The 25,640-nt window shown below is 44.2% G+C and carries 25 protein-coding genes; 1 reads left to right on the top strand and 24 read right to left on the bottom strand.

What is annotated here, in order from left to right; all coding sequences use genetic code 11:
* Positions 1-21: 21 nt before the first annotated feature.
* The 24 genes from J1C86_RS03925 to J1C86_RS03810 form a co-directional block, all read right to left on the bottom strand.
* Positions 22-387: a hypothetical protein gene (locus J1C86_RS03925; RefSeq protein ID WP_125409483.1), complete on the bottom strand. Its 366-nt coding sequence runs from the start codon at positions 385-387 to the stop codon at positions 22-24.
* Positions 388-391: 4 nt separating this feature from the next.
* Complete coding sequence (locus tag J1C86_RS03920; protein WP_125405788.1) at positions 392-1,111, bottom strand: matrixin family metalloprotease; 720 nt, start codon at positions 1,109-1,111, stop codon at positions 392-394.
* A 177-nt stretch (positions 1,112-1,288) separates the two neighbouring features.
* On the bottom strand, positions 1,289-2,149 hold the full coding sequence (locus tag J1C86_RS03915) for a DNA/RNA non-specific endonuclease (RefSeq protein ID WP_125405786.1): 861 nt from the start codon (positions 2,147-2,149) through the stop codon (positions 1,289-1,291).
* A gap of 60 nt (positions 2,150-2,209) precedes the next feature.
* A complete protein-coding gene (locus tag J1C86_RS03910) occupies positions 2,210-2,392 on the bottom strand; it encodes a DNA-directed RNA polymerase subunit beta (RefSeq protein ID WP_002895988.1) in 183 nt (60 codons plus the stop codon).
* Complete coding sequence (gene murA, locus J1C86_RS03905) at positions 2,385-3,665, bottom strand: UDP-N-acetylglucosamine 1-carboxyvinyltransferase (protein ID WP_002897900.1); 1,281 nt, start codon at positions 3,663-3,665, stop codon at positions 2,385-2,387. Before murA ends, J1C86_RS03910 begins: the two co-directional genes overlap by 8 nt.
* 67 nt (positions 3,666-3,732) lie before the next feature.
* Positions 3,733-3,963, bottom strand: a complete 231-nt coding sequence (locus J1C86_RS03900; protein WP_002897901.1) for a DUF1146 family protein — start codon at positions 3,961-3,963, stop codon at positions 3,733-3,735.
* A 174-nt stretch (positions 3,964-4,137) separates the two neighbouring features.
* Positions 4,138-4,560, bottom strand: coding sequence for a F0F1 ATP synthase subunit epsilon (locus J1C86_RS03895; RefSeq protein ID WP_002904155.1), 423 nt, complete (start codon positions 4,558-4,560; stop codon positions 4,138-4,140).
* A gap of 7 nt (positions 4,561-4,567) precedes the next feature.
* Entirely contained in the window at positions 4,568-5,974 is a 1,407-nt protein-coding gene (gene atpD, locus J1C86_RS03890) for a F0F1 ATP synthase subunit beta (RefSeq protein ID WP_002895993.1), read from the bottom strand.
* A gap of 38 nt (positions 5,975-6,012) precedes the next feature.
* Entirely contained in the window at positions 6,013-6,894 is an 882-nt protein-coding gene (locus J1C86_RS03885; RefSeq protein WP_002895995.1) for a F0F1 ATP synthase subunit gamma, read from the bottom strand.
* Positions 6,895-6,909: 15 nt separating this feature from the next.
* Positions 6,910-8,415, bottom strand: a complete 1,506-nt coding sequence (gene atpA / locus J1C86_RS03880; protein WP_002895997.1) for a F0F1 ATP synthase subunit alpha — start codon at positions 8,413-8,415, stop codon at positions 6,910-6,912.
* 15 nt (positions 8,416-8,430) lie between these two features.
* Entirely contained in the window at positions 8,431-8,967 is a 537-nt protein-coding gene (locus J1C86_RS03875; RefSeq protein ID WP_002897904.1) for a F0F1 ATP synthase subunit delta, read from the bottom strand.
* Entirely contained in the window at positions 8,967-9,461 is a 495-nt protein-coding gene (atpF, locus tag J1C86_RS03870; RefSeq protein ID WP_061589215.1) for a F0F1 ATP synthase subunit B, read from the bottom strand. The genes J1C86_RS03875 and atpF overlap by 1 nt, the downstream gene beginning before the upstream one ends.
* Positions 9,462-9,479: 18 nt before the next feature.
* On the bottom strand, positions 9,480-10,196 hold the full coding sequence (gene atpB / locus J1C86_RS03865; protein ID WP_002910186.1) for a F0F1 ATP synthase subunit A: 717 nt from the start codon (positions 10,194-10,196) through the stop codon (positions 9,480-9,482).
* A gap of 35 nt (positions 10,197-10,231) precedes the next feature.
* Positions 10,232-10,432, bottom strand: coding sequence for a F0F1 ATP synthase subunit C (locus J1C86_RS03860; protein ID WP_002896005.1), 201 nt, complete (start codon positions 10,430-10,432; stop codon positions 10,232-10,234).
* 264 nt (positions 10,433-10,696) lie between these two features.
* The gene (gene manA / locus J1C86_RS03855) at positions 10,697-11,638 is read right to left on the bottom strand and encodes a mannose-6-phosphate isomerase, class I (protein WP_002912075.1); all 942 of its coding nucleotides are present in this window, start codon (positions 11,636-11,638) and stop codon (positions 10,697-10,699) included.
* 125 nt (positions 11,639-11,763) lie between these two features.
* Positions 11,764-12,264, bottom strand: coding sequence for a phosphatase PAP2 family protein (locus J1C86_RS03850; RefSeq protein WP_002912074.1), 501 nt, complete (start codon positions 12,262-12,264; stop codon positions 11,764-11,766).
* A 142-nt stretch (positions 12,265-12,406) separates the two neighbouring features.
* The gene (locus J1C86_RS03845) at positions 12,407-14,803 is read right to left on the bottom strand and encodes a glycogen/starch/alpha-glucan phosphorylase (protein ID WP_002912072.1); all 2,397 of its coding nucleotides are present in this window, start codon (positions 14,801-14,803) and stop codon (positions 12,407-12,409) included.
* A gap of 212 nt (positions 14,804-15,015) precedes the next feature.
* Complete coding sequence (gene glgA / locus J1C86_RS03840; protein ID WP_002900748.1) at positions 15,016-16,446, bottom strand: glycogen synthase GlgA; 1,431 nt, start codon at positions 16,444-16,446, stop codon at positions 15,016-15,018.
* Positions 16,443-17,582: a glucose-1-phosphate adenylyltransferase subunit GlgD gene (glgD, locus tag J1C86_RS03835; protein WP_002896012.1), complete on the bottom strand. Its 1,140-nt coding sequence runs from the start codon at positions 17,580-17,582 to the stop codon at positions 16,443-16,445. The genes glgA and glgD overlap by 4 nt, the downstream gene beginning before the upstream one ends.
* Complete coding sequence (locus tag J1C86_RS03830) at positions 17,572-18,714, bottom strand: glucose-1-phosphate adenylyltransferase (protein WP_002897914.1); 1,143 nt, start codon at positions 18,712-18,714, stop codon at positions 17,572-17,574. Before J1C86_RS03830 ends, glgD begins: the two co-directional genes overlap by 11 nt.
* Before the next feature lie 6 nt (positions 18,715-18,720).
* Positions 18,721-20,631: a 1,4-alpha-glucan branching protein GlgB gene (gene glgB, locus J1C86_RS03825; protein ID WP_125409485.1), complete on the bottom strand. Its 1,911-nt coding sequence runs from the start codon at positions 20,629-20,631 to the stop codon at positions 18,721-18,723.
* Between the two features lie 385 nt (positions 20,632-21,016).
* Positions 21,017-22,441 carry an NADP-dependent glyceraldehyde-3-phosphate dehydrogenase gene (locus J1C86_RS03820; RefSeq protein ID WP_002912068.1) on the bottom strand — a complete coding sequence of 475 codons (1,425 nt, stop codon included), beginning with the start codon at positions 22,439-22,441 and terminating at the stop codon, positions 21,017-21,019.
* Between the two features lie 235 nt (positions 22,442-22,676).
* Entirely contained in the window at positions 22,677-24,410 is a 1,734-nt protein-coding gene (ptsP, locus tag J1C86_RS03815) for a phosphoenolpyruvate--protein phosphotransferase (protein WP_002912067.1), read from the bottom strand.
* A gap of 1 nt (position 24,411) precedes the next feature.
* Positions 24,412-24,675: a phosphocarrier protein HPr gene (locus J1C86_RS03810; protein WP_002896017.1), complete on the bottom strand. Its 264-nt coding sequence runs from the start codon at positions 24,673-24,675 to the stop codon at positions 24,412-24,414.
* Between the two features lie 597 nt (positions 24,676-25,272).
* Here J1C86_RS03810 and nrdH point away from each other — a divergent pair.
* Complete coding sequence (gene nrdH / locus J1C86_RS03805) at positions 25,273-25,491, top strand: glutaredoxin-like protein NrdH (RefSeq protein WP_002897920.1); 219 nt, start codon at positions 25,273-25,275, stop codon at positions 25,489-25,491.
* Positions 25,492-25,640: the final 149 nt, after the last annotated feature.

The raw sequence follows: 25,640 nt of genomic DNA, 5'->3' as shown, positions 1-25,640 counted from the left end.
AGACAGTCATACCAGACCGCCTTACATAAAACTATTGAGAATAGATTGATTCTGCAAAATCAGATAAATTCCCAGCAGAATCAGAACCGCAAAGACAACAAATTTAATCATTCCCTTGATCAGACGAATAACCAGAAGGATAATCATGGACCCGACTAGCCACATAAAGGCCGAATTGTGAAAAAATCCCTTAACCGCCTCAATATTCTGACCGAAGAAGAGCTGAATGGGTGCCGGAACATGATTTTCCCAAGCCGCTGTCACCCCTAGCTGGTTGGCAATCTCATTGCCGCTTTTCCATAGCCAAACAAAGATTCCTGAGTTAAAAACAAAGAGAAAAACTTGCTCTGGAAAGTGTCGAATCAAGTAAAAAATAGATTTTAACATAGGCTTACGATTGATACAAGTCTTTTACAGCCTGGATATCTGTCGGCTGGATACTGTAAAATGAGCCTGCTGACTGCATCACTGATTCCTCCTCATTATGGTCTAATCCGATAGCATGGCCCAATTCGTGCGCTGCTGTATTGACAATCCGCTCATGAGAATAGGCATAGCGACTGTCCAGCAGGTAGTAACTATTAAGGCGAACCGTGACATGGGTAAACCGCTTGGTTAGGAGATTGGTCTGCGACTCAGCTTCACCAGCTGCACTGATGTTGCCATCGTTCATCTCCGTCGCGACAATGTCCGCCTTGTCTTTGTCATTGATGATTTGAAAGGTGAAGGCACCTGTTTGATTCCAAGAATCAATAGCCTCCTTATAGGCTGAACGGAAGGTTTCATTGTTTGTATCGATGTAAATCGTGGCGCTTGGCTGATCCCAACGAGCCCCTGTTGTTGCATGCTCATCTGTCAGCTGATCCGTCTGCGTCTCCTCACTGCTGTGAAGCCCCGTGGAAATGCCTTGGTGATTTAAAAATTGATCCACTCTGCCAACAGCTGTCTGAACAGCCTGCGTCAGTCCCTCTGTACCCGGTTTTGTCGAAGTGGTAAAATAGAAAATTCCGACAATAACCATAAAGCTCAGGACAAAGGACCAAGCAAGGCCCCATACCACACGCCCAATCAGACGCATGAGGAACCGGATGCTTTTAAAAATAAGTCTCATCGCAACCTCCTTTACTAGATTGTAAGAGAACGTTGATTTTACCACCGCTTTCTTAAAGAAGACTGAAAAATTAGCCTTCTTTCTATCTATTATTATAAAAGAAAATGACTACAAATCTGCAACCATTTCTTTTCATACTATTGAATACTCTTTGCAAATCTATTTTTGAGTATAAAATTAAGAACCACTATCCAGACTGACCCTGCCACTATTATAGTCCAGGCGAATCCCTTTTTGCACATTCGGGATAAAGACATTAAATTCCAAACTACCATCGCTGGACTTGGCCTCTAAATGTGACCCAACCGGTACTAAATCAGTCTCCGTGGCATAAATCAAGGTTACCCGGTAGCGCACTCGCTTGTTCTTATCAAGAGCCTTACGGATCTTTGTCTCATAGTAATTCTGCCCTGTCGAATCCGCTTCATTGGCTTGGTTGGACCAGGCCGTCTGCACAGCGATATTGGCAGGATTGCTGGTGGAAGCATCAAAGCCCTTCAAACCACCAATCAGTGAATAAGCCAAGAGATGTCCGCGGTCCACAGCATGATTGTACTCACCAGGGAGGTTCTTAAGTTGATGCCAGCCTGCCGGTACCCATGAAGTGTTAGCATTTCCAGTTTCTTCCCGCTTTTTGTACTGACGGGTAGACTTAGATAAAAAGGCATTCGCCACTGTCGGAAGGGTTTGCCCTTGAACAAGCTTGGTCTTATTGTCAGCGTAGGGCTTACTAGAAATCCCCGCATCCAAGTCTGTCTTATTTCCATTCACGATAAAGGCGCCAGCTCCATTCCATTCAATGCTGCCTTTAAGCTGAGCTCGGACAGCATCCGTCAGAACGCTCTCAGCTAGTTCCTGGCTAGGGGTGCCCTGATCTTGGACTTGCCCAACTCTGATTTCTGAATTTGGACTCTGAAGTGGCTGCTGACCATCCTGTCCCCAGAAATAGCCAGCCAGAGCCAAAATCAAGGCCAGAGTCAGCCCAGCCCAGCCTTGTAGGCTCTTAGAATTCCTTTTCTGACTAGTCTTTCTTTTCATCTTCTTTCTTTCAACTTAGCAAACTGGATTCACATTTCAGCCAGTCTTTTCGACTAGGAGCTAGTTTCCTGTAAACTTCCCGATTAATTCTTGCCAGGTTTCTGGTGAAAAAACTGAGCCCTTACCGTTTCCGATAATGTTATAACCAATCATCAGAGACACGAAAAAGAGAATCACGGCTACCAAGAGAACCAGTAAAACAAGGCCAATCTGCCGGCCTAAATATTTAAGATTTTCACTCATCGTCTTCTTCCTTTACACGCTTCACTTTGGCTCCCAAGGCTGCCAATTTTTCATGGAATTTATAGTAGCCTCGGTCTAAGTGTACCAGCTTGCTAACCTTGGTCTCGCCTTCAGCAATCAAGCCCATCAAAATCAAAGTCGCACTGGCCCGAAGGTCTGTTGACATGACTTCAGCCCCCTGAAGACTTCCACCGCCCCAGATACGAGCTGTGTCACGCATGATATCAGAGTGCAGCCCCATCCGACGCATTTCCTCCAGATGCTGGAAGCGGTTCTCAAAGACAGTCTCAATCATCGTAGACTCGCCCTTGGCCATAGCCATGAGAGCCGTAAACTGAGCCTGCATGTCCGTTGGGAAACCTGGATAAGGAAGGGTCTTGACCGCAACCGGTCTAAGTTTCGAAACATCGGAACGAATCCGAATCCCTTCATCTTCCTCTGTCACTTCCACTCCCATTTCCTGCATTTTGGAAAGCAGGGGACGGTTGTGCTCCCAAATGGCATCCTCAATCAGCAAGTCACCACTGGTCATAGCTGCAGCAACCATAAAAGTTCCTGCTTCGATACGGTCTTGAACCACATTATGCTTGGCCCCGCGTAGCTGATCCACTCCGACAATAGTCAGAGTCTCTGTACCCGCTCCTCTGACCTTGGCTCCCATTTCATTTAAAAAGAGGGCTAGGTCAACGATTTCAGGCTCCCGAGCAGCATTTTCAATCACTGTCGTTCCTTGAGCCAGCGTCGCAGCCATCATGATGTTTTGCGTTGCTCCCACACTAGGAAAGTCCATGTAAATGTGGGCACCCTTGAGTCGCTCTGCCTTCGCTTCGATATAACCCGCTGTTTGGGTAATCTGAGCGCCCATGGCTTCTAAGCCCTTCAGGTGCAAATCAATAGGCCGGCTGCCAATCGTACAGCCGCCTGGCATGGAAACCTTAGCATGACCATTACGAGCAAGAACTGGCCCCAAAACAACGATAGACGCCCGCATTTTGCTGACGTATTTGTAAGGTGCCTCCTCAGACAAAGGCTGGGTGGCATCCACAACAACTGTATTTTCTTCCTGATTAAAATCCACCTGAGTGTTTAAACCGCGGACTACATTGTTCATGGTAAAGACATCAGACAAGACCGGAACATTTTTCAAAACAGATTGGCCTTCACTAGCCAAGACTGTCGCTGCCAAGAGAGGCAGCACCGCATTTTTTGCTCCTTCAATCTTGACCTTTCCGACCAAGCGATTATCTCCACCTTGAATAATAATTTTTTCCATACCGATTCCTTACTCTAAATTTTTAAAATCATCTATACTATCATACCATAAAATCAAAAATATGACCTTATAAAGTACCATTAAAAATCGCCCGGCTCATATCGTAAATACCAATGAAGAAAAGGCTGACTAAATAGCCCAAGGCAATGCTAAACAAGAGAATCAAAAAGCGAATCTTCATCGCATTATCGGCATTAACCTTGAAAAACCTCTCCCACTCAACAACCGTTGACAGCAGATGAAAGGCAAAGAAAATAAAGAGCAAATGACTGCATAATTTAAAAATAACTTCTACCATAACTTTTATTATACCACAAGACTCCAGTCAGGGACGAACTAAACAGTCCCGCCCTTTTTCTTTGGAAAAGAAAACTGAGACATTTCTGCCTCAGTTTTGCGTATTCAGTTTGTATTCATAAAAGCATCCTACCACATGATGAATGGCTTCCATCAATCTAGACAAAATAGCTTCTTATAATCTTGTTCCGACATTGATCCGGTTGATTGCCCGCTGCAGAGCAATCTTAGCCCGGCGTTCTTGGTCAATCAAATGCTTATCATGTGCTTCTTCGATTTCTTGCTCAGCTCGGAGCTTAGCTCTCTCGGCCCGACTAATGTCGATATCTCGTTCACGCTCAGCTGAATCAGCCACGATAGTAATGACATTATCTGCAATTTCAATGATTCCGCCATTGACCGCAATCCAGTCGATATGCTTGTCATCATCAACCCGACGTACCTTGACCTGATCTACTTCTAAAACAGCGATGGTATTGATATGGCGGGGCAAAATCCCCAGTTCACCATCAATGGTCTTTACGGAAACAAATGCAGCATGGTGATCATAAATAAGGCCATCCGGTGTCACGATTTGTACTGTCATTTGAGCCATCATTCACCTCTTAGAATCCCATTTTTTCTGCTTTAGCTAGGACATCCTCAATAGAACCAACTCCACGGAAGGCATCTTCTGGTAACTTGTCGTGCTTGCCTTCAAGGATTTCTTTGAAGCCACGAACCGTTTCAGCTACTGGTACATAAGAACCTGGCTGACCGGTAAATTGCTCCGCCACATTGAAGTTCTGTGACAGGAAAAACTGAATCCGCCGCGCACGTGCAACCAAAGTCTTCTCATCGTCAGACAACTCATCCATACCAAGGATAGCAATGATGTCCTGCAATTCATGATAACGTTGCAAGACCCGCTTAACCTCTGCTGCAACTGCATAGTGCTCTTCTCCGACAATCTCAGGAGAAAGGGCACGCGAGCTGGAAGCCAGTGGATCCACAGCTGGATAAATCCCCAGCTGAACCAATTTCCGTTCCAGGTTGGTCGTAGAGTCCAAGTGAGCAAAAGCTGTCGCTGGTGCTGGGTCAGTATAGTCATCCGCTGGCACATAAATAGCCTGGATGGAAGTAACGGAACCTTTCTTAGTTGAGGTAATCCGTTCTTGTAACTGTCCCATTTCTGTCGCAAGTGTTGGTTGGTAACCAACGGCTGACGGCATGCGGCCCAAAAGGGCAGACACTTCCGAACCAGCCTGAGTAAAGCGGAAAATGTTGTCAATAAAGAGCAACACATCCTGACCTTCCACATCACGGAAATATTCCGCAATAGTCAGTCCAGTAAGAGCAACTCGCATCCGAGCTCCAGGTGGTTCATTCATCTGACCAAAGACCATAGCCGTCTTTTCGATAACACCAGACTCTTTCATTTCCCAGTAGAGGTCATTCCCTTCACGCGTCCGTTCACCAACACCTGTAAAGACAGAAATCCCACCGTGCTCTTGGGCAATGTTGTGGATCAATTCCTGAATCAGGACAGTCTTCCCAACTCCGGCACCACCAAAGAGACCAACTTTCCCACCTTTCAGATAAGGAGCTAGGAGGTCGATAACCTTGATCCCTGTTTCCAGGATTTCTGATGAAGTTGATAGTTCATCAAAGGTCGGTGCCTTTTTATGAATCGGCTGGCGCTCTGCATCTTCTGCAAAAGGCGCATCCAAGTCAATAGTATCCCCAAGGACATTGAACACCCGCCCCAGAGTTTCCTTGCCAACTGGCACAGAAATCGGACGACCAGTATCCAAGACCTCCAAACCACGCGTCAAACCATCGGTCGACTCCATGGCAATGGTCCGCACCACACCGTCACCAAGCTCAAGAGCTACTTCAAGGACGATTTTTGATTTTTTCTCATCATTTTTATAGACTACAAGTGCATTATTTATCTCAGGTAGCTTGTCTCCAGCAGCAAACGCAACGTCTACGACCGGCCCGATAACCTGAGCAATTTTGCCTGAGCTCATGTTTTTTCCCTCGTTTAATTTCTAATTCATTTGTGGCCTTATTCTAGGGCACTTGCACCCGCCACGATTTCAGTAATTTCCTGCGTAATGGCAGCCTGCCGAGCGCGGTTGTACTGAATAGTCAAATCACTGATGACCTTTTTAGCATTGTCTGTCGCTGTCTGCATAGCAGTCATGCCGGCAGCATTCTCAGCCGTCTTGGCATCAATAATGGCACCGTAAATCATGCTCTCCGCAAACTGGGGCAGCAGTTGATCCAAGATAGAATCCCGACTGGATTCCAGTTCCAGATTCAGCGTATAATCTTCATCAGCTTCATTGGGATCCAAGTCAATGATTGGCAGCATCTGCTCCACCCGCATCTGACTGGTCAGACTGTTGACATGGTGATTATAGCAGACATAGAGCTCATCGAAGAGTTCATTCTGATACATCTCAATGGTCTTGCTAATGATTTTACGGACCTCATCAAAGCTAGGCTGATCTGCTAGACCACGCAACTCATAAACTGGCTGAATGCCCCGAGCTCGGAAGAAATCAGCACCGACACTTCCGATACAGATGACTTCAAAGTCCTCTCCTGTCGGATGGTACTCAGCTTTCAGCTCCATCAAAGCCTTGAGAATGGTTGCGTTATAACCGCCTACCAGACCGCGGTCAGAAGTAATGACGATATAGGCTGATTTCTTAACTGGCCGACTGATTAACATCGAGTGATGACGGGCATTTTCTGCCTCGTGGCCATGCAGCATATCCGTAACTAACTTACGCACTTTCTGGGCATAGACCTGAAAGTTCTTAGCTGCTTCCTCAGACTTTCCCAGCTTAGCAGCAGAAACCATCTGCATGGCATTGGTGATTTGACTGGTGTTTTTCGTGGATGCAATTTTATTTTTAATATCATTTAATGAAACTGCCATCTGACACCTCTATTCTTATTTGAAGCTAGACTGGTCAATAAACTCAGTAATGGCAGCATCCAAGACTTCTTCGCTTGGAAGATCTTTCGTTGTCCGAATGGTTTCATAAATGCTTTCTTGATGTGCATCAAAGTAGGCAAATAATTCTGACTCAAAGCGCAGAATATCGTCCACTGGCACACTGTCCAAGAAACCATGGGTCAAAGCATAGAGAATCACGACCTGCTTTTCAACCGGCAGCGGCTCATGAATCGGCTGCTTCAAGACTTCTACAGTCCTGCGGCCACGATTGAGCTTGGCCTGCGTTGCCGCATCCAAATCACTACCAAACTTAGTAAAGGCCTCAAGCTCCCGATAAGAAGCCAGGTCGATACGCAGGGTTCCAGCTACTTTCTTCATAGCTTTGATTTGAGCAGAGCCCCCAACCCGTGATACAGAAGAACCTGCATCAATGGCCGGACGTACCCCAGCATTGAACAGGCTGTCGCTGAGGAATATTTGTCCATCAGTGATTGAAATCACGTTGGTCGCGATATAAGCCGAAATGTCTCCTGCTTGCGTTTCAATAAATGGCAGAGCTGTAATCGAACCACCGCCCAGCTCATCAGAAACCTTGGCTGAACGCTCCAAGAGACGGCTATGCAGATAGAAAACATCCCCTGGAAAGGCCTCACGGCCTGGCGGACGACGGAGCAAGAGGGACAGTTCACGGTAGGCTACAGCCTGCTTAGACAAGTCATCATAGACAATCAAAACATGCTTGCCATTATACATAAACTCTTCTGCCATCGCTACACCAGCATAAGGCGCCAAGAAAAGCAAAGGCGACGGCTGTGAAGCAGAGGCTGTCACAACAATGGTATAGTCCAAAGCACCATACTGACGGAGCGTTTCTACCTGCGTACGAACGGTAGATTCTTTCTGACCAATCGCCACATAGATACAAATCATATCCTGACCTTTCTGGTTCAGGATGGCATCAATGGCAATGGTTGTCTTCCCAGTCTGACGGTCCCCGATAATCAGCTCCCGCTGGCCACGGCCAATCGGAACCAAGGCATCAATTGCCTTGAGACCTGTCTGCAAAGGTTCAGATACTGACTTACGCTGCATGACACCCGGAGCCGGTGTTTCAACCGGACGTGTCTTGTCCGTGACAATGTCACCAAGCCCATCAACAGGACGCCCCAGCGGATCAACAACCCGCCCAATCAAGGCCTCTCCGACAGGAACTTCCATGATTTTGCCAGTCCGACGAATGGTATCTCCCTCACGAATGTCTGTAAAGTCTCCCAAGATGATAATCCCAACATCGGTCGACTCTAGATTTTGCGCCATACCATAAGAGCCATTTTCAAAGATTAACAGCTCTCCGCTCATAGCCTTATCCAGACCATGAGCACGCGCGATTCCATCACCAATATAAGTGACGACCCCTGTTTCCGTGACGTCAAAATTTGGCTGGAAATTTTCAATTTGTTGCTTAATTAAAGCGCTGATTTCTTGTGCGTTAATCGCCAAAATTCACACCACTTTCTATTTCAATTTTTCTTTTACGACTTGCAATTGACGTTTTATGCTTGCATCAATTGTTTTGTTATTGGCAGAGATGACAAAGCCGCCAATCAAGCTGCTGTCCAATTCTTCCTTGAGCGAGCGGACTTTTAGGTCCATCTTCTGCTCAATAATCGGCCGAATCTTCTCCTTCTGACTGGCTGTCAAAGGCTGAACAGAGCGCAGCGTCACCTCAAACTCATTGCTGATCTTTTCAAGCTGGTGCTGACTCTCCAGCACAATCTCATAAAAGAGGTCCTCACGATGATTGAGAATGACAATTTCAATCAGATTATCAAGCAGCTGGGAGCCTGAGTTTTGAAAGAGCCGCAGACTCTTTTCTTTCTCGTGGTCACTGATTCCGATATGTGACAAAAAGTCAGCAAGGCCGGTCTCCGCGAAAACAGCCTTAATCTGACTCAGTTTTTCAAAAACATCTTCTTGCTGACCTTTTTCAAAGACCGTCTGAACAAAAGGCAAAGCATATTTCTCAATGATTGCATATTGCTTCTTATCCATCAGGCATCTCCTAACTGTTTGATATAGCGATCAATGAGCTCGCTCTGAGCTTCCTTATCCAGCTCCTGACTCAAAATCTTACTAGCCAAAGTCACTGTCAAGTCGGCTACTTCTCCTTTGATGCTGCTCATAGCCTCTGCCTTGTTTTGGACAATTTCCTGATTGGCTTTAGCCTTCAAGCGCCCTGCTTCTTCTGCCGCATTAGCTAGGATTCCAGCCTTGTTCTTCTCAGCTGTTTCTTTAGCTGTTTCAACAATAGTAGCAGCTTCTTCACGGCTTCCTGCCAAGGCTTCTTCACGCTTTTGCGCCAAGTCTTCAGCTTTCTGACGGGCAGCTTCTGCACCATCAATATCATCTGAAATCTTTTGAGCACGCTGATCTAAAATCCCGATAATATTGCCCCAAGCAAACTTCTTAATGAGAAATACTAAAAGAAGAAAGGAGCCAGCAATCAGGATAAAGTTGCCAATAATTTCACCTACGGTTATATTCATTTTATCTATCCTTTCTTTTTATTCTTCCTCACCATTAATTTTCTTACCAAGATACATAGATGTTAGCATGGTAAAAACATAGGCTTGGATACAGGAAATAAAGATGGAAAAACCAGTCCAAACCATGTTCATAATAAAGGCAATCGGATACCAATACGCTGCTTGATGTGCCCAAGTCAAGAGCAAACCAGCCAATACTTCACCTGCAAAAATATTCCCATAAATCCGCAAGGCTAGCGAAGCAAAATTGGTAAATTCTTCCAAGATATTCATGGGTGTCATGATACCTGGAGTCACAAAACCTTTTAGATATCCTTTTATACCTTGACGACGGATTCCTTCTACATGACAGAATACCGTCACTAAAAGAGAGAAGCCCAAGTCAAAAGCGAGATTGGCTGTCGGCGATGTCCAGAGATTGAAACCATTGGTTGTCTGAACCTTAGCCATTAATCCCAAGTTATTCGCCACAGCAACGAAAAGAAAGAGGGAGAATAGAAAAAGCGAGTAATTCTTCATATAATGCTCGCCAACGTTTCCTTTGGTAAAATCTATGACAAAGTCATAGATATATTCCAAAGCATTCTGCTTTCTTGACGGCTTAATCGTCATCTTTCGACTTGCCCAATAAACAAGTCCAAAAGTTACAAACACCGTCAGCAGAGTCATGGCCAGCAGGGTCAAATCAAAGGTCACAGGACCTATATTGATAGTTGGATTGATACTTTCTTCCAACAGATGACACCCCCTTTTCTAAAGAGAATCCTTTCTTATTTGATAACAAAGGACATAGCCAGCGTTACAAAGAAAGTACCTTCAACAAAGGCTACTCCCAAGATTAGGAGGCTTCGCAATTGACCGATAATTTCTGGCTGACGAGCTGCTGCCTTAAATAGATTACTCATAATCATACCTTCAGCAATTGATACGCCTAAGCAGGCCAAACAAAGTCCTAAATATGTTAAATTCATGATGACTTCTCCTTTATATTTTAAAATTTACTTCCTTAGTTTACTCCTAAAATATCGAATAGTCAATCTTTTGCCACCATTGTAAGCGTTTTTTGTTTTATTCTTTTGATTTATAAATTTTCCTGTCAAAACAATTGAATTATTATTGATATACAAACTATTCTGCTATATAAATAAGAAGAAAGTGATTAAAATTTCACTTATTTCATATGTTTTTTAAAGAAAAAAGAGCAAAGTGATTATTTGCTCTTGATTTTTCTATGATTATGGATGGCTAACAATCAACTGCATATCTCCAGACAAGGTCCATTCTGTGACATCGTTAGGCAGGATGAAATGCTCCCCTTTTTCAAGAGGATAAACTGCCCCACCAACTTCTAGCTCACCGACACCTTCCAAGACACTGACCAAGCTATAGTCTGCTGTCTTTTTAAAATTGACTGAACCGGCAATATCCCACTTGTAAACAGCAAAGAAGTCATTGGCCACCAAAAGAGTAGAAGTCAAACTATCTGCCTGAATGGTAACAGGACGGCTATTCGCTGGCTCACCGATAGTCAGAACGTCAATCGACTGCTCCAAATGCAGCTCACGAAGATTGCCAGCATCGTCCTTGCGATCAAAGTCATAGACACGGTAGGTTGTGTCACTGGACTGCTGAGTTTCTAAAATCAGAATCCCCGAGCCAATGGCATGCATGGTGCCACTTGGTACATAGAAGAAATCGCCAGCTTTTACTGGGATTTTGGTCAGAAGATGGTCCCAATCCTTGCTCTCAATCTGCTGGCGCAGCTCTTCCTTGCTCTTGGCATTGTGACCATAAATAATCTCTGCTCCTTCGTCTGCAGCAATGACATACCAGCATTCAGTCTTACCAAGCTCCCCTTCGTGCTCTAGTCCATAGGCATCATCAGGATGGACCTGAACACTGAGCCAGTCATTGGCATCTAAAATCTTCGTCAAAAGCGGAAAGACAGGTTCCGGACGATTGCCAAAAAGCTCACGGTGCTCGGCATAGAGAACATCTAACTTCTGGCCGGCAAAGCGTCCGTTCTTGACGGTTGACACACCATTAGGATGAGCGGAGATAGCCCAGTACTCTCCTACGTGATCGCTGGGAATCTCATAGCCAAAGACATCGCGCAGCTTGGTTCCGCCCCAAATCTTCTCCTGCATCACAGACTGTAGAAATAATGGTTCTGACATGGTATTCTCCTTAAATATTTTTTAGATCCAGCAAGGAATAGCCCTTGGTGTCGAAACGGTTGTTACTGCTTCTATTATAATATAGCTGGAGGTCCTTTGTCTACTCTCTGCCGAAAACAGGTCCTTTATAATAAAAAAAGTAAAGCTCCCCAGCAAATGCCGCAAAGATAGCCGACCAGCACATCCTTTGGATAGTGCACTCCGCCAATCACGCGCACTACGGCTAGCCCTGCTGAAAGCAAGAGGCAGATAAGCCCCGGCAGCCAGAAAAAGTAGAGTAGACACATAGAAATCACTGTCGCCGAAAAAACATGGCGGCTGGGCATGGACTTGCCTGATGTATCCTTGGTCAGCAAGGGCTGAATAGCCCATTTTTCATAAGGGCGTTCTTGATTCAGCCGTTTACGAATGGCCGACAGCAGACCAAATCCGATAGCTGGTAAGAAGAAAAAAGCAAGCAGCCCTTTCCAGCTTTCTGTCAGAAAGGCACTGATTAGAACGAGACCATAAACGATAGGTATGAAGAGGGTCATTCCCCGATTGAAGTAAGCCAACCCTTTCAGCCACTGAGGGCGACTGCGAAAAGGAGTCGTTAATTGTTGATAAAAAATCGTGTAGTCTTTCATGCTTGCTTACCCTGCTTTTCTAAAAGTTGGACTCTCATACTTCCTCTACTATAGCATATTTCTAGACAAGATGGTAGATAGATAGCAAAAGAGACTGAGACCAAAGCCCCAATCTCTTATTGTTCATGTTTTCTGAAGAGTATTATTTCTCCAAGTTCCAGATTTCCTTGGCATATTGCTCAATGGTATCATCTGAGGTAAACTTATCGGAAGTAGCAATGTTAATCAAACTCATGCGTGCCCATTTTTCTTTGTCACGATAGAGAGCATCAATCTTCTCTTGAGCTTCTACATAGGCATGGAAATCTTCCAAGAGGAAATATTCGTCATTGTGGGTAATGAGGGCTTCATAGATTTCAGATCCTTCTTCACGGACGTTTGGAATGGTGCCGTTGACAAAGGTATCGACCACTCGGCGAATATCTGGATTGCTTTCATAGACACCGCGTGAGTAGTAATCGTGGCGGGCATAGTGCTCGTAAACTTGGTCCTTGTCCATCCCAAAGATGACAATATTGTCGTCACCGACCTCGTCCTTGATTTCGATATTGGCTCCGTCCAGTGTAGCTAGGGTAATGGCACCTGTCATCATGAACTTCATGTTGGAAGTACCAGAAGCCTCCTTGGAAGCCAGAGAAATCTGCTCTGATACATCTGCTGCAGGAATGATGAGCTCAGCTAGGCTGACCCGGTAGTTTTCTAGGAAAACAACCTTGAGTTTGCCTTGCAGGCTTTCATCCTTGTTGACCAGATTGGCTACTTCATTGATTAGCTTGATAACCGACTTGGCAAAGTGGTAGCCTGGAGCAGCCTTGGCACCGAAGATAAAGACGCGTGGCACCATATCCTTGTCAGGATCGTCCTTGAGGTCCCAGTAGAGCTTGATGATATGAAGCAGGTTGAGTAGCTGACGCTTGTAGGCGTGGAGGCGTTTCACCTGGACATCAAAGATGGCTTCTGTAGAGACTTCCACTCCTGTTGATTCCTTGATGAAGTCAGCCAGACGAGCCTTGGCTTCCTGCTTCACTCGGTAGAAATCACCCAGCACTTGCTGATTGTCCTTGAATTCCAAAAGCTTACGTAGCTCATGGATATCACTTCTCCAACCTTTACCAATTAGTTTATCAATCTCAGCTGACAGAGGCTGGTCCGCAATTTGCAGCCAGCGGCGCTGGATAATTCCGTTGGTTTTGTTATTAAACTTCTCTGGATAAATGCTGTAGAAATCACGCAAGGTGTCTTCTTTGAGCAGTTCGGTGTGGAGTTTGGCAACACCATTGATTGAATGACCGCCAATGATAGCTAAATGGGCCATGTGGATTTGATTGTCCTTGACGATCCGAGTGTTTTCGATGACTTGCGGATCAAGGCCGCGCCCAGCCATTTCAGCTACATAGCGGTTGTCAATCTCTAGGATAATCTGATAAACCCGCGGCAGGACATTTTTAAAAAGCTCTGCATCCCATTTTTCCAAGGCTTCAGACAGAATGGTATGGTTGGTATAGCTCATGGTTTTAACTGTAGCATTCCAAGCATCTGCCCATTCCAGGTCGTACTCATCCACCAAGAGACGCATAAACTCAGCCGGTGCAACAGCTGGGTGAGTATCGTTAATATGGACAGAGACCTTCTCATGAATATCCTTGAGCGGACGCCCTTGCTTGAGGTAGGATTTGATAATGGTCTGCAGACCTGCACTGGTCATGAAATATTCCTGGATCAAGCGCAGCTCTTTTCCTTCGTAGCTAGAGTCGTCTGGATAGAGAATGGCAGTGATGTCTTGCACCCGGCGACGAGCTTCAATGGTCGGGTAGTCCAGTTCATGCTCCTCTGGAATTTCAACATCCCAAAGCCGGAGATTGTTGACAGTGTCATTGCCAAAGCCAATCTGCGGCACATCGTAAGGAACGGCCCGCAAGGTTTTAGAATTCTCATAAAGAGGCACAATCCGACCTTTTTCATTGGCATGGAGGGAAACATTTCCGAAGATTTTAACATCAACAATATCATGGTCCTTACGGGTCTCCCAGACATTGCCTAGACTGCCAAACCAAGCATCAGGAATTTCTACCTGATAGCCATCTACGATGCGTTGCTTAAAGAGGCCATAGCGATAGCGAATCCCATTTCCAAATCCTGGATAGCCAGTGGTTGCCAGCGAGTCCATGAAGGCAGCCGCCAAGCGACCCAGACCGCCATTGCCCAAGGCCATATCATACTCAGCATTCTTGACATCTTCAAAGTCAACGCCCAAATCGGCAAAGCCTTCCTTGACCGTATCGAGGATTCCTAAGTTGAGCAAATTGGTTTCCAGCATACGACCTGGAAGAAACTCGATAGAAAAGTAATAAGCTGTTTTTTGCTGCTGCTCAATCAACTGATTGCGACGCTCCAGCCAAAGGGGCGTGATATACTTGCGGACAGTGCTGGCTAAAGCCTGAAAAAGCTCCACTGAAGTCGCATCGGCAACCTTAATCAGCTGTCTTTCATGTAGAATGTCCTTAAAATCTCTAATAAAACGTTCTTTTGTCAGTTCCATGGTGGGTGGGTATCTCCCTTTCTTAATAGCGGGAAGCAGATTTAAACGTAGAAATACTTTTTTCAATCAAGATGGGAATCGCTCACTTCAGCCACAAGCTAAAAACAGGGCTCCAACATAGTATGATAATATATAAAAATGTAAGTCTCACGGAAATCCTCCCTTGTCCCATGGACAAGAGAGGATTTTTTATACTGATTCCAAAGTAAATGTTATAGAAGTGATTGATATAAATCACTGTAAGCCTTGCTGGCTGTATCCCAAGAGAAGTCTCTTTCCATCGCCTGTTCTTGCAGAGATTTCCAAGCTTCCTTGTCATCGGCATAGAGCTTGAGTGCTTCCTTGAAGGTCCAAGTCAACCAGTAGCCAGAAAAGTTATTGAAGCTAAAGCCCGTTCCCTGTCCTGTATAGACATTGTAAGGCTCGACGGTATCACGCAGACCGCCCACTTCATGCACCAAAGGCAAGGTTCCGTAGCGCATGGCCATCATTTGTGAAAGGCCACAAGGTTCGAAGCGGCTTGGCATGAGGAAAATATCGCTGGCAGCGTAGATCTCCTGAGCCAAGGTTACATCAAAGAGAATATTAGCTGAAAGCTTATCAGGATAGGCATGACCAAACCAAGCGAAAGCCTGCTCAAAAGCTGGATCCCCTGTTCCCAAGAGGATAATCTGCACATCTTCCTGGAGGAGATTATGCAGCTCTTCCACTACCAAATCAAAGCCTTTCTGACGGGTCAGACGGGAAACAATCCCAACTACCGGCACATCATCACGCACAGGCAGACCAACTCGCTCTTGCAAAGCTCGCTTGTTTTCTAGTTTACCAGATAAGTCAGATTTGTTAAAGTGATGGGCTAATAGCGGATCCGTTTCTGGATTATAGATATCTGTATCTATACCGTTGACAATTCCGACCAGCTTACCAGACTCCATCCGCAGGATTTGATCCAAATTACAGCCAAATTCTGGTGTACGGATTTCACCTGCATAGCTTGGTGATACAGTTGTCACTCGGTCCGCATAGAGAATGCCGGCCTTCATCCAGTTGAGACAGTCATTCCAACGCAGGGTTCCGTCTGCATAGCGCTCGTAGCCCACTCCAAACAGTTCCCAAAGCATGCTGTCAGGGAATTGGCCTTGGAATTCCAGATTATGGATGGTCAAGACAGTCTTGATATTCTGATATGCTTGAATCCAATGGTATTTTTCCTTAACCAAGAAAGGAATCATAGCTGTATGATAATCGTGAACATGCAGAACATCCGGAATGAAATCAATCCGCTCCATCAGCTCTACGGCTGCTAACTGGAAGTAAGCAAAGCGCTCACCATCATCAAAATCCCCGTAAACATGACCGCGGAAGAAATAATGCTGATTGTCAATAAAATAGAAGGACACACCATTCAAGACCAGTCGCTTGACCCCAACGTATTGGCGACGCCAGCCAACGCTGACTTCAAAATAGAAAAGGTCTTCCACTTGGTCGCCAAATTTGGCATGGGTCATGTCATAGTATGGCAGAATGACACCAACTTCATGGCCAGCCTTGACCAGTGATTTGGGGAGAGCGCCAATAACGTCTCCCAAACCACCTGTCTTAGAAAATGGGGCTCCTTCTGCTGCTGCAAATAAAATCTTCATCGAATTATGTCCTCTGTAACTTTTTGGCCCTTCTTGACTACAATTGGGTCTTCTGCAGTTCCGCGAATCACCACTCCTTCGCCAATTTCAACACCCTTGTCCACAATCGCGTACTCGACAGTTGCATTTTCTCCAACTTTCACTCGAGGGAAGAGAACACTGTGTTTGACACTGCTTCCAGTCTTAATCTTGGTATTCCGTGAAATCACAGAATTGATGACTTCACCTTCCACAATGCTTCCTGACGCAAACTGGGAGCGAGATACTTTTGAAGACTCAGCATAGTAAGTCGGCTCTTCATTCTTAACCTTGGTGTAAATCTTTTGGTTCGGACTGAAGAGAGAGTAGAATTTCTTACTTTCAAGCATATCGATATTGGATCTGTAGTAGGTCTCTACAGAATAGATATTAGCCAGATAGCCTGTATATTCGTAGGCAAATGCCCCTTCCTGAGTTGCTAAATCACGCAGGACATAGCGCAGTTTTTGGGGATGCTCTTTCTTAGCTTCTTCTTCTAGCTTTTCAATCAGCCAAGGAGTATCTACCACAAAGATGTCTGTAGACATATTGAAGAGCTCAGCATCTTCTCGGCCATCAAAGAGTTTATGCCCTCTGACATGGTCCGTCTCGTCAATATCTAAGACAGCATTAACATCCGAAATATTTTCCTTGTGCAATTTCTTGTAGACAACTGTAATCGGCTGCTCTGTTGTATTGTGCAAATGGAAAACTTGATTGAGGTCAATATTAACCAAGATATCACAGTTAAGTGCAACTGTTTGGTTGGAGCCAGAACGTTTCAGGTAGGTCAAAAGCTGCTTATAGTATTCCTCACCGACTGTAGAGCTTTCTACACGAGTATTGTAGATTCCCAGGTAATAGTGGCTAAGCAAGGTAGACAGACCCCACTCACGACCCGAACGAATATGGTCAAAGACAGAGCTGATATTGTCCTGCTGGAAGATACCAAAGACACTGCGGATACCAGCATTGGCAAGACTTGAAAGCGGGAAGTCAATCAAGCGGTATTTCCCACCGAATGGCAAACTGGCTACTGGACGATGATTTGTCAGAGTTGACATATCATGGAAGCCGACTGTGTTTCCTAAAATTGCTGAGTATTTATCAATCTTCATCTTTTGGTACCCCCACTTTCTCGTTGTATCCGACAACATATACTTCCTCTGTACCATCAATCTCTACACCATCAGAGATGATAGCCCCTTCACCGATAATGGCCCGCTTGATCTTAGCGTCTTTGCCAATAACAGCTCCACTCATGATGACAGAGTCTTCAATGACTGCGCCCTTTTTGACTTGAGCACCAGTAGAAAGAATAGAGTGTTTTACTGTACCGTCAACGAAACAGCCATCAACGACCAGCGAATCTTCTACATGGGAATTTTCACTGATAAAGTTTGGCGGAGAAATCAAGTTGCGAGAATAAATCTTCCAGCGACGATTGCGGCTATCCAGAGCATTTTCTGGGCTGATGTATTCCATGTTGGCTTCCCAGAGAGACTCTACTGTACCAACGTCTTTCCAATAGCCTGCAAAGTCATAAGCATAAACGCTTTCGCCAGATTCTAGGTAGTTAGGGATAACATTCTTACCAAAGTCAGACATATCCACATTACTCTTTTCAGCAGCTACCAGCATATTACGCAGACGTTGCCAGTCAAAGATATAAATCCCCATAGAAGCCTTGGTTGACTTAGGATGTTCTGGTTTTTCTTCAAATTCAACAATCCGATTATTAGCATCTGTATTCATAATACCAAATCGGCTGGCTTCTTTGAGAGGCACATCCAGAACGGCTACTGTCAAGCTGGCATTGTTGTCCTTGTGAGACTGAAGCATGTCATCATAATCCATCTTATAGATATGGTCCCCAGACAAAATCAGGACATACTCAGGATTGATGCTGTCGATATAGTCGATATTTTGATAAATCGCATGGCTGGTACCTTCAAACCAGCGATTTCCTTCGCTCGCAGAATAAGGCTGAAGAATGGACACGCCTGAGTTAATACCATCGAGCCCCCAGCTAGAACCATTTCCAATATGACTGTTCAGAGCTAGTGGTTGGTATTGAGTAATGACACCGACATTATGAATACCGGAGTTGGCACAGTTAGACAAGGCGAAGTCAATAATACGATAGCGGCCGCCAAACTGTACCGCAGGTTTTGCGATACTCTGTGTGAGCTTTCCAAGACGAGTTCCTTGCCCGCCGGCAAGAATCAAAGCTAGCATTTCATTCTTCATAGACTACTACTCCTTTGTGGAATCTTTTTTAACATTTTTTCGAGCAATCCGACGCTTGATCTTCCAGATGCTGGCTCCAAGAGCTGGCAACGTAAAGGTCAAGGTCTGTGGATAATCTTTCCAAAGTCCTTCTTGAGACTGAACTGTTTCATTATGTTCCTTCCAAACACCTCCCCATTCTTCTAATTCAGTGTTCCATACTTCTTCATAAATGGCTTCCACTGGAACACCAATGGTAAAGTTCTTCCGCTCTACCGGCGCCATATTAAATACACAAACTAACATATCTCCTTTTTCAGTCTTACGAATAAAGGAGAGGACACTTTGATCAACATTATCTGCATCTATGATTTCGATGCCATCATAGCTCAGATCAATCTCCCAAAGTGGACGATTGTCTTTATAGAAGGCATTGAGTGCAGCAGTAAAGCCCTGCATCTTCTTATTCATCTGATCGTCCAGATTAGACCATTCTAGTTGCTCTTCTGACTTCCATTCTAAGAACTGACCAAATTCTGATCCCATAAAGAGCAATTTCTTGCCCGGATGGCAGATTTGGTAGGTCAGCAAGTTGCGGAGCCCTGCAAATTGATTGTAACGGTCGCCCCACATCTTGTGCATGAGACTCTTCTTGCCATGAACCACTTCATCATGCGAGAATGGCAGTAGGAAGTTTTCAGAGAATACGTACATAAAGCTAAAGGTTACCAGATTAAAATCGTACTTACGATAAATCGGATCTTCCTCGTAGAAACGAAGGATATCATTCATCCAGCCCATATTCCACTTGTAGTCAAACCCAAGACCACCCAGCTCTCTCATACCAGTAATCTTGGTCTCTGAGGAACTTTCCTCTGCAATCATCATGACATCAGGATGGGCTAGCTTGATAACCGTATTGAGGCGTTGCAGGAAGTAATAGCCTTCATAATTGCGATTACCGCCATCTTTATTTGGCTGCCAAGGACCGCTGTCATAGTCCAGATAGAGCATATTGCTGACAGCATCAACCCGAATTCCGTCCAGATGATAAAAATCAATCCAGAATTTAATGCTGGAAATCAAGAAAGACTGAACCTGATTTTTACCCAAATCAAAGTTGAGAGCACCCCAGCCATAGTTATGAGCCCGATCGTGGTCCTGATACTCGAAAGTTGGTGTCCCATCATAGTAAGCCAAAGCATCATCATTAATAGTGAAGTGACCTGGTACCCAGTCCACAATGACCCCGATATTGTTCAAGTGACATTCTTCGACAAAGTCCTGAAATTCCTCAGGTGTGCCATAGGTATGCTCAAAGGCGAAGTAGCCCATGAGCTGATAGCCCCAGCTAAGTCCCAGCGGATGAGCCATAAGCGGCATGAATTCCACATGTGTGTAGTTCATCTCCACCAGATAAGGAATCAACTCTTCTTTTAACTGGGCAAAGCTATAAGGATTGCCGTCTTCATTGCGTTTCCAAGATCCGGCATGCACTTCATAGATATTGACCGGCCGAGAGAAGAAGCCCCAACGTTTCCGGCGTGCCAGCCAAAGACCATCTTTCCACTTCTTCTCAGGAATAGTGCGAATAACTGCTCCCGTGCCTGGACGCTCTTCCAGATAGATAGCCAGAGGATCAATTTTTAAAATTTCCTGACCACTGCTACGTTTGATATTGTACTTGTAAATATCTCCTTCCTTAGGTAGCTCTGTGAAGGCTTCCCAAACGCCCGCTTCATTTCGGACCATAGGAATCTGCTCTTCATACCAATTGGTGAAATCTCCAATCAAATGGACACTCTGAGCATTAGGTGCCCAAACGCGGAAAGAGTAGCCAGACTTGCCGTCCACTTCATCCTGATGCGCCCCTAGATAATGCTGTAAATGAAAGTTTTCACCTGTTGTAAAGGTTCTTAATGCTTCGTTCTTATCCATGCAATCACCTTTCTATTTGTAAGCGTTTTCTATAATACTATTCTACATTATTTTTATCTCTTTTTCAAGTAAATTTCAAATATCCTTACGGAAAATTACTAAAACCGAACATTAGCTGAAATTAGTAATAAATGAGAGAGAAAACACTGCATTTTGTGTCTCTCAGTATATTTTAATTCCTTTTTCGCTAAATATAGGAGCTATCCAAAACAAGAAAAAGATGAAAATTTTCATAAAGATATAGACCAATATGTAAATTTACATTTTAAAATAATAAGCAATTAAACATATAAATGCTTGATTCTTTTCAAATGGTTCGATAATCTTGTTAAATTTACAAGTTCATCAAGGTAAGAAAAAAGACCGCACAAAGCCGCCTTTCTCATTATTTCACATCAAACACGATGGATTTCACTTGTGTCATCGCTTCGATACTGTAACGAATCCCTTGCACTCCTGCTCCAGATCCCTTAACACCAAGGAATGGGAAGTTATCTGGACCACGTTGGGTCTTATTATTGATGTGTACAGTACCCACTTCCAGTTTCTCAGCAATTTCAAATGCTTTCGGGAAATCATTTGTAAAGACTGAAGATTGAAGACCAAATTCTGACTGGTTACAGATCTGGATAGCCTCCTCAACGGAAGTCACACGAATAATCGGAAGAACAGGACCAAATGGCTCTTCCCAAGCTAATTTCATATCCAGTGTCACATGGTCAAACAAGGCAGGCCAGATGAGATTTGCTTCACGTTTGATTTCTGTCAAGGCTGACGCTCCCTTTTCCTGAGCATCTTCAATCAAGCCCCAGATGAAATCTGCTGATGCATGATCAATGACTGGTGTGATATCCGCATTATCAAAGGGATCACCAACCGTCAGTTTCTCTACCTCTGCCTTAATCAGCGCCGCTAATTTATCTGCTACGCTCTCCATGACAATGACACGTTTAATAGCCGTACAGCGCTGGCCGGAATAACTGTATGCCCCGCCAACAATCTGCTTAGCTGCATGCTCCAAGTCAGCATCTTCCAGCACAACTGCAGCATCCTTACCACCCAATTCTAACATAATTGGACGCATACCAGCTAACTTCCCGATGCGCTCACCGATTGGGGTGGAGCCAGTAAAGTTAATGTAGTTTACTTCCTTATGCTCAATGATGTAATCCCCGATTTCTGAACCACGTCCTGTGATGGTATTGAAAACTCCAGCAGGCAGACCAGCCTCAGCAAAAGCTTGAGCCAGGAGCAGACCAGAAATTGAACCTTGAGTAGGTGGCTTAAACATCACGACGTTTCCGCCGATAAGGGCAGGAGCAATTTTGGAACCAGACAGGTTGACTGGGTAGTTAAATGGCGCAATGGCCAGTACAACTCCTACAGGCTCACGACGAACCACAGCCAATTTTTTCTTGCTGGCAGCTTCAAAGCCGCCACCTTCCATAACCTGACCGTGAATACGAATGCCTTCTTCAGCCGCATAGCGAATCAAGTCTGCTGTCCGGACTACCTCTCCGACTGCCGCTTTGATCCCCTTGGCAACTTCCTTTGCAAGAATTTCGCCAATCTTCTCCTGATCGCGCTCCAAAATATCCGCAACCTTATGCAAATAAGCTGCACGTTCAACTGCTGAAAGAGCTCGCCAAGCTGGCAAAGCCGCACGAGCGCTTGCCATCGCATAGTCAACCTCTGCCTGAGTCATGGCAGGCACAGTTCCTAAAATCTCATTGTTGATAGGAGATGAGATGGTAATTTCATTTTCAGAAACTTTCCACTCTCCATTTATATAGTTTTTATATTGTGTCACGTGTCCCCTCCAAAATGTTATTAAATATTATTTTACCAAATTTTCTGAAAATTTCAACCAAAAGTTATAAATTTAAAGAATTTTTTCACAATTAAGATAGATTATCTAATTTTGTTCATATTAGATCTGCTTATTTTCTGTTTTCTTTGATTTCAACTTTCTACACAAGCTTCACTATGCCTCTGAAGAAAACTAAAAAAGACCAGGAAATTTTTCCTGATCCTAATTTTTCAGATTAATCGAAGTTCAGATATTCTTTTTCAAGTTCAAGAACTTCTTCCATCGTTGCACATTCAGTCAGTGCACGCTGAGCCAGTTCTTCCATCTTCTTCGTATCCAGCTTCTTCATGAGGCTACGAGTCCGAAGAACAGAAGTCGCACTCATAGAGAATTCATCCAAGCCCATACCTACGAGCAATGGCACCGCAGTTTGATCGCCAGCCATTTCTCCACACATACCTGCCCACTTGCCTTCAGCATGAGCTGCCTTGATAACATTGTTGATCAAGCGAAGGATAGATGGGTTGTAAGGTTGATAGAGGTAAGAGACTTGCTCATTCATCCGGTCAGCCGCCATAGTGTACTGGATCAAGTCGTTAGTACCGATAGAGAAGAAGTCTACTTCCTTGGCAAATTGATCTGCGAGCATAGCTGCTGCTGGGATTTCAATCATGATACCTACTTGGATATTGTCTGCTACTGCAACGCCTTCAGCTTGCAGCTTAGCTTTTTCTTCATCATAAACCGCTTTAGCTTTACGGAATTCTGTCAGAAGGGCTACCATTGGGAACATGATGCGCAATTGTCCATGTACAGAAGCACGCAAGAGTGCGCGGATTTGTGTACGGAACATAGCATCGCCAGTTTCAGAGATAGAGATACGCAAAGCACGGAAACCAAGGAATGGGTTCATTTCATGCGGCATATCGAAGTAAGGAAGCTCCTTATCTCCACCAATGTCCATTGTACGAACAACTACTGGTTTTCCATTCATGCCTTCAAGCACAGCCTTGTATGCTTCATACTGCTCATCTTCTGTCGGGAAGTCTTGAGAGTCCATATAAAGGAACTCAGTACGGTAAAGACCAACCGCTTCTGCACCGTTAGCATTGACACCTTCAACGTCTTTTGGCGTACCGATATTGGCTGCCAATTCGAAGTGCTTGCCATCTGCAGTCACAGTCTGAGCATCCTTAAGCAATTCCCATTCAGCTTTTTGCTTAGCATAAGCCTCACCAGCTGCTTTAAATGCTGCGATTTGCTCTTCAGTTGGATTGATAATCACTTCACCAGTGATACCGTTAGCTGCAATCACATCGCCGTCTTTTACAAGCTCAGTAATATTATTAGTTCCCAATACTGCTGCGATTTCAAGCGTACGTGCCATGATAGCAGAGTGGCTTGTCCGGCCGCCGATATTAGTTACAAAAGCTTTAACAAATTTCTTATCCAGCTGTGCTGTATCAGAAGGAGTCAAGTCATGAGCAATCACAACTGATTCTTCATTGATAGACGCTGGGTTTGGCAATTTCTTGCCCAAAAGGTTAGCAAGAACACGCTTCGTCACGTCGCGGATATCTGCCGCACGTTCCTGCATATATGGATTGTCGTCCATGTTTTCAAAGAGAGTGATAAACATGTCCGTTACTTCTTTCAGACCAGCTTCTGCATTGGTCTTTTTCGCACGGATTGTTTCTTTGATTTGCCCAACCATTTCAGGGTCAGCAAGTACCATTAAGTGAGCGTCAAACACCTGAGCGGCTTCCTCACCAAGGCTATCTACTGCTTTCTCACGGATAACAGAAAGCTCGTTCTGTGAAGCTTCAAGAGCTGCATCCAAACGAGCCTCTTCTGCATTTGTATCTTCGACTGAAACAGTCTCAAATGATAAATCCGGTTGAACTAATAGATATGCCTTAGCAACGGCAACACCGTCAGATGCTGCAATTCCTTTAAGCATTTCTGTCATATTAAGCCAATCCTTCTTTTTCCATTGTTTCAGAGATTGCAGCGATAGCATCGTCTGCATCTGCGCCTTCAGCTGAGATCTTAACATCAGCTCCTTGGCCAACACCGAGACTCATAACACCCATGATAGATTTCAAGTTTACTGATTTACCTTTGTATTCAAGCGTGATGTCAGAAGCGAATTTGCTAGCAGTTTGAACCAACAAAGTTGCTGGACGTGCGTGAATACCTGTTTCTGCTACAATGTGGAAATCTTTAGAAGCCATAGTTAGACTCTCCTTTTAAATAATTCTTTTTGAGTTATTGTGATAACCCTTACAAGTTGATATTATATCACCTTTTGAAATCTTTTTCAAGAATTTTATAGCCCGCTTACAAAATATTTCTTAGGAAATGAAAACTCTTCTTATTATATTGAAGAGAGAATTTTCGAGCAAAATCCCACATTCCCCAAGCTTTATTCAAAAATGTCTGCCACCAAATTTTCAATTGTTAATTTCTTATTTTATAGAAACTAATTGTTATAAAATAAGAATATAAACTCCCCCTCCACTCCTCCTAGTGATTCCCTAAATTCTGTAACACAAGATATTGGATTTTTGTTTTTAGGCGGAAAAGCTACTAGTCATTTTTCTAACATTTTAAGACTTGTTTAAGCATTGCCGCATCAGCATTTTGCTCCTTTTCTGCAATTTTTCACTTCTTTTCACCGCTTATACAAACACTATATATTGTATTGTAATCTATCCTATAACAAAATATCACACAATATTTAGTTCAAAACTATTGACATTCTATTTTCTTTTAGATATACTAGTTTCGTATTATTTAAAAGAAAAAACGAAAGTTTAGAGGAATTTTTAATGGTAACTATTTACTCAAAAAACAACTGCGTTCAGTGCAAAATGACCAAGCGCTTCTTAGATACTAATCATGTAGAATATCGCGAAATCAACTTGGATGAACAGCCAGAATTCATTGACCATGTCAAAGATCTTGGTTTCAATGCTGCTCCTGTGATTCAGACAGCAACTGAGGCATTTTCTGGTTTCCAACCTGGTAAATTGAAAAAATTGTCTTAATGTAGTTTATTTTGAGGGCGGCGCGCCTTGATTGGGAGATAAACTAAAAGACAGATTATCAGGGCAAACTGCAGCTCCTATGCTCATAGGGGCCGTTTCTTTTGTAAGGCGGATATTTTTCCGCTAGCTAATTATCTTATTTATATAGA

The sequence above is a fragment of the Streptococcus sanguinis genome (assembly GCF_050220005.1).
GTDB classification, from domain to species: Bacteria; Bacillota; Bacilli; order Lactobacillales; family Streptococcaceae; genus Streptococcus; species Streptococcus sanguinis_Z.
Note: the sequence above shows the minus strand (reverse complement) of the source record. Positions and strands in the feature narration are given on the sequence as shown.

Coding starts and splice junctions, on each gene's coding strand:
- J1C86_RS03925 (WP_125409483.1), bottom strand. CDS start 387: ATGTTAAAATCTATTTTTTACTTGATTCGACACTTTCCAGAGCAAGTT.
- J1C86_RS03920 (WP_125405788.1), bottom strand. CDS start 1,111: ATGAGACTTATTTTTAAAAGCATCCGGTTCCTCATGCGTCTGATTGGG.
- J1C86_RS03915 (WP_125405786.1), bottom strand. CDS start 2,149: ATGAAAAGAAAGACTAGTCAGAAAAGGAATTCTAAGAGCCTACAAGGC.
- J1C86_RS03910 (WP_002895988.1), bottom strand. CDS start 2,392: ATGAGTGAAAATCTTAAATATTTAGGCCGGCAGATTGGCCTTGTTTTA.
- murA (WP_002897900.1), bottom strand. CDS start 3,665: ATGGAAAAAATTATTATTCAAGGTGGAGATAATCGCTTGGTCGGAAAG.
- J1C86_RS03900 (WP_002897901.1), bottom strand. CDS start 3,963: ATGGTAGAAGTTATTTTTAAATTATGCAGTCATTTGCTCTTTATTTTC.
- J1C86_RS03895 (WP_002904155.1), bottom strand. CDS start 4,560: ATGATGGCTCAAATGACAGTACAAATCGTGACACCGGATGGCCTTATT.
- atpD (WP_002895993.1), bottom strand. CDS start 5,974: ATGAGCTCAGGCAAAATTGCTCAGGTTATCGGGCCGGTCGTAGACGTT.
- J1C86_RS03885 (WP_002895995.1), bottom strand. CDS start 6,894: ATGGCAGTTTCATTAAATGATATTAAAAATAAAATTGCATCCACGAAA.
- J1C86_RS03875 (WP_002897904.1), bottom strand. CDS start 8,967: ATGGATAAGAAGCAATATGCAATCATTGAGAAATATGCTTTGCCTTTT.
- atpF (WP_061589215.1), bottom strand. CDS start 9,461: ATGAATATAACCGTAGGTGAAATTATTGGCAACTTTATCCTGATTGCT.
- J1C86_RS03860 (WP_002896005.1), bottom strand. CDS start 10,432: ATGAATTTAACATATTTAGGACTTTGTTTGGCCTGCTTAGGCGTATCA.
- manA (WP_002912075.1), bottom strand. CDS start 11,638: ATGTCAGAACCATTATTTCTACAGTCTGTGATGCAGGAGAAGATTTGG.
- J1C86_RS03850 (WP_002912074.1), bottom strand. CDS start 12,264: ATGAAAGACTACACGATTTTTTATCAACAATTAACGACTCCTTTTCGC.
- J1C86_RS03845 (WP_002912072.1), bottom strand. CDS start 14,803: ATGGAACTGACAAAAGAACGTTTTATTAGAGATTTTAAGGACATTCTA.
- glgA (WP_002900748.1), bottom strand. CDS start 16,446: ATGAAGATTTTATTTGCAGCAGCAGAAGGAGCCCCATTTTCTAAGACA.
- glgD (WP_002896012.1), bottom strand. CDS start 17,582: ATGAAGATTGATAAATACTCAGCAATTTTAGGAAACACAGTCGGCTTC.
- J1C86_RS03830 (WP_002897914.1), bottom strand. CDS start 18,714: ATGAAGAATGAAATGCTAGCTTTGATTCTTGCCGGCGGGCAAGGAACT.
- glgB (WP_125409485.1), bottom strand. CDS start 20,631: ATGGATAAGAACGAAGCATTAAGAACCTTTACAACAGGTGAAAACTTT.
- ptsP (WP_002912067.1), bottom strand. CDS start 24,410: ATGACAGAAATGCTTAAAGGAATTGCAGCATCTGACGGTGTTGCCGTT.
- J1C86_RS03810 (WP_002896017.1), bottom strand. CDS start 24,675: ATGGCTTCTAAAGATTTCCACATTGTAGCAGAAACAGGTATTCACGCA.
- nrdH (WP_002897920.1), top strand. CDS start 25,273: ATGGTAACTATTTACTCAAAAAACAACTGCGTTCAGTGCAAAATGACC.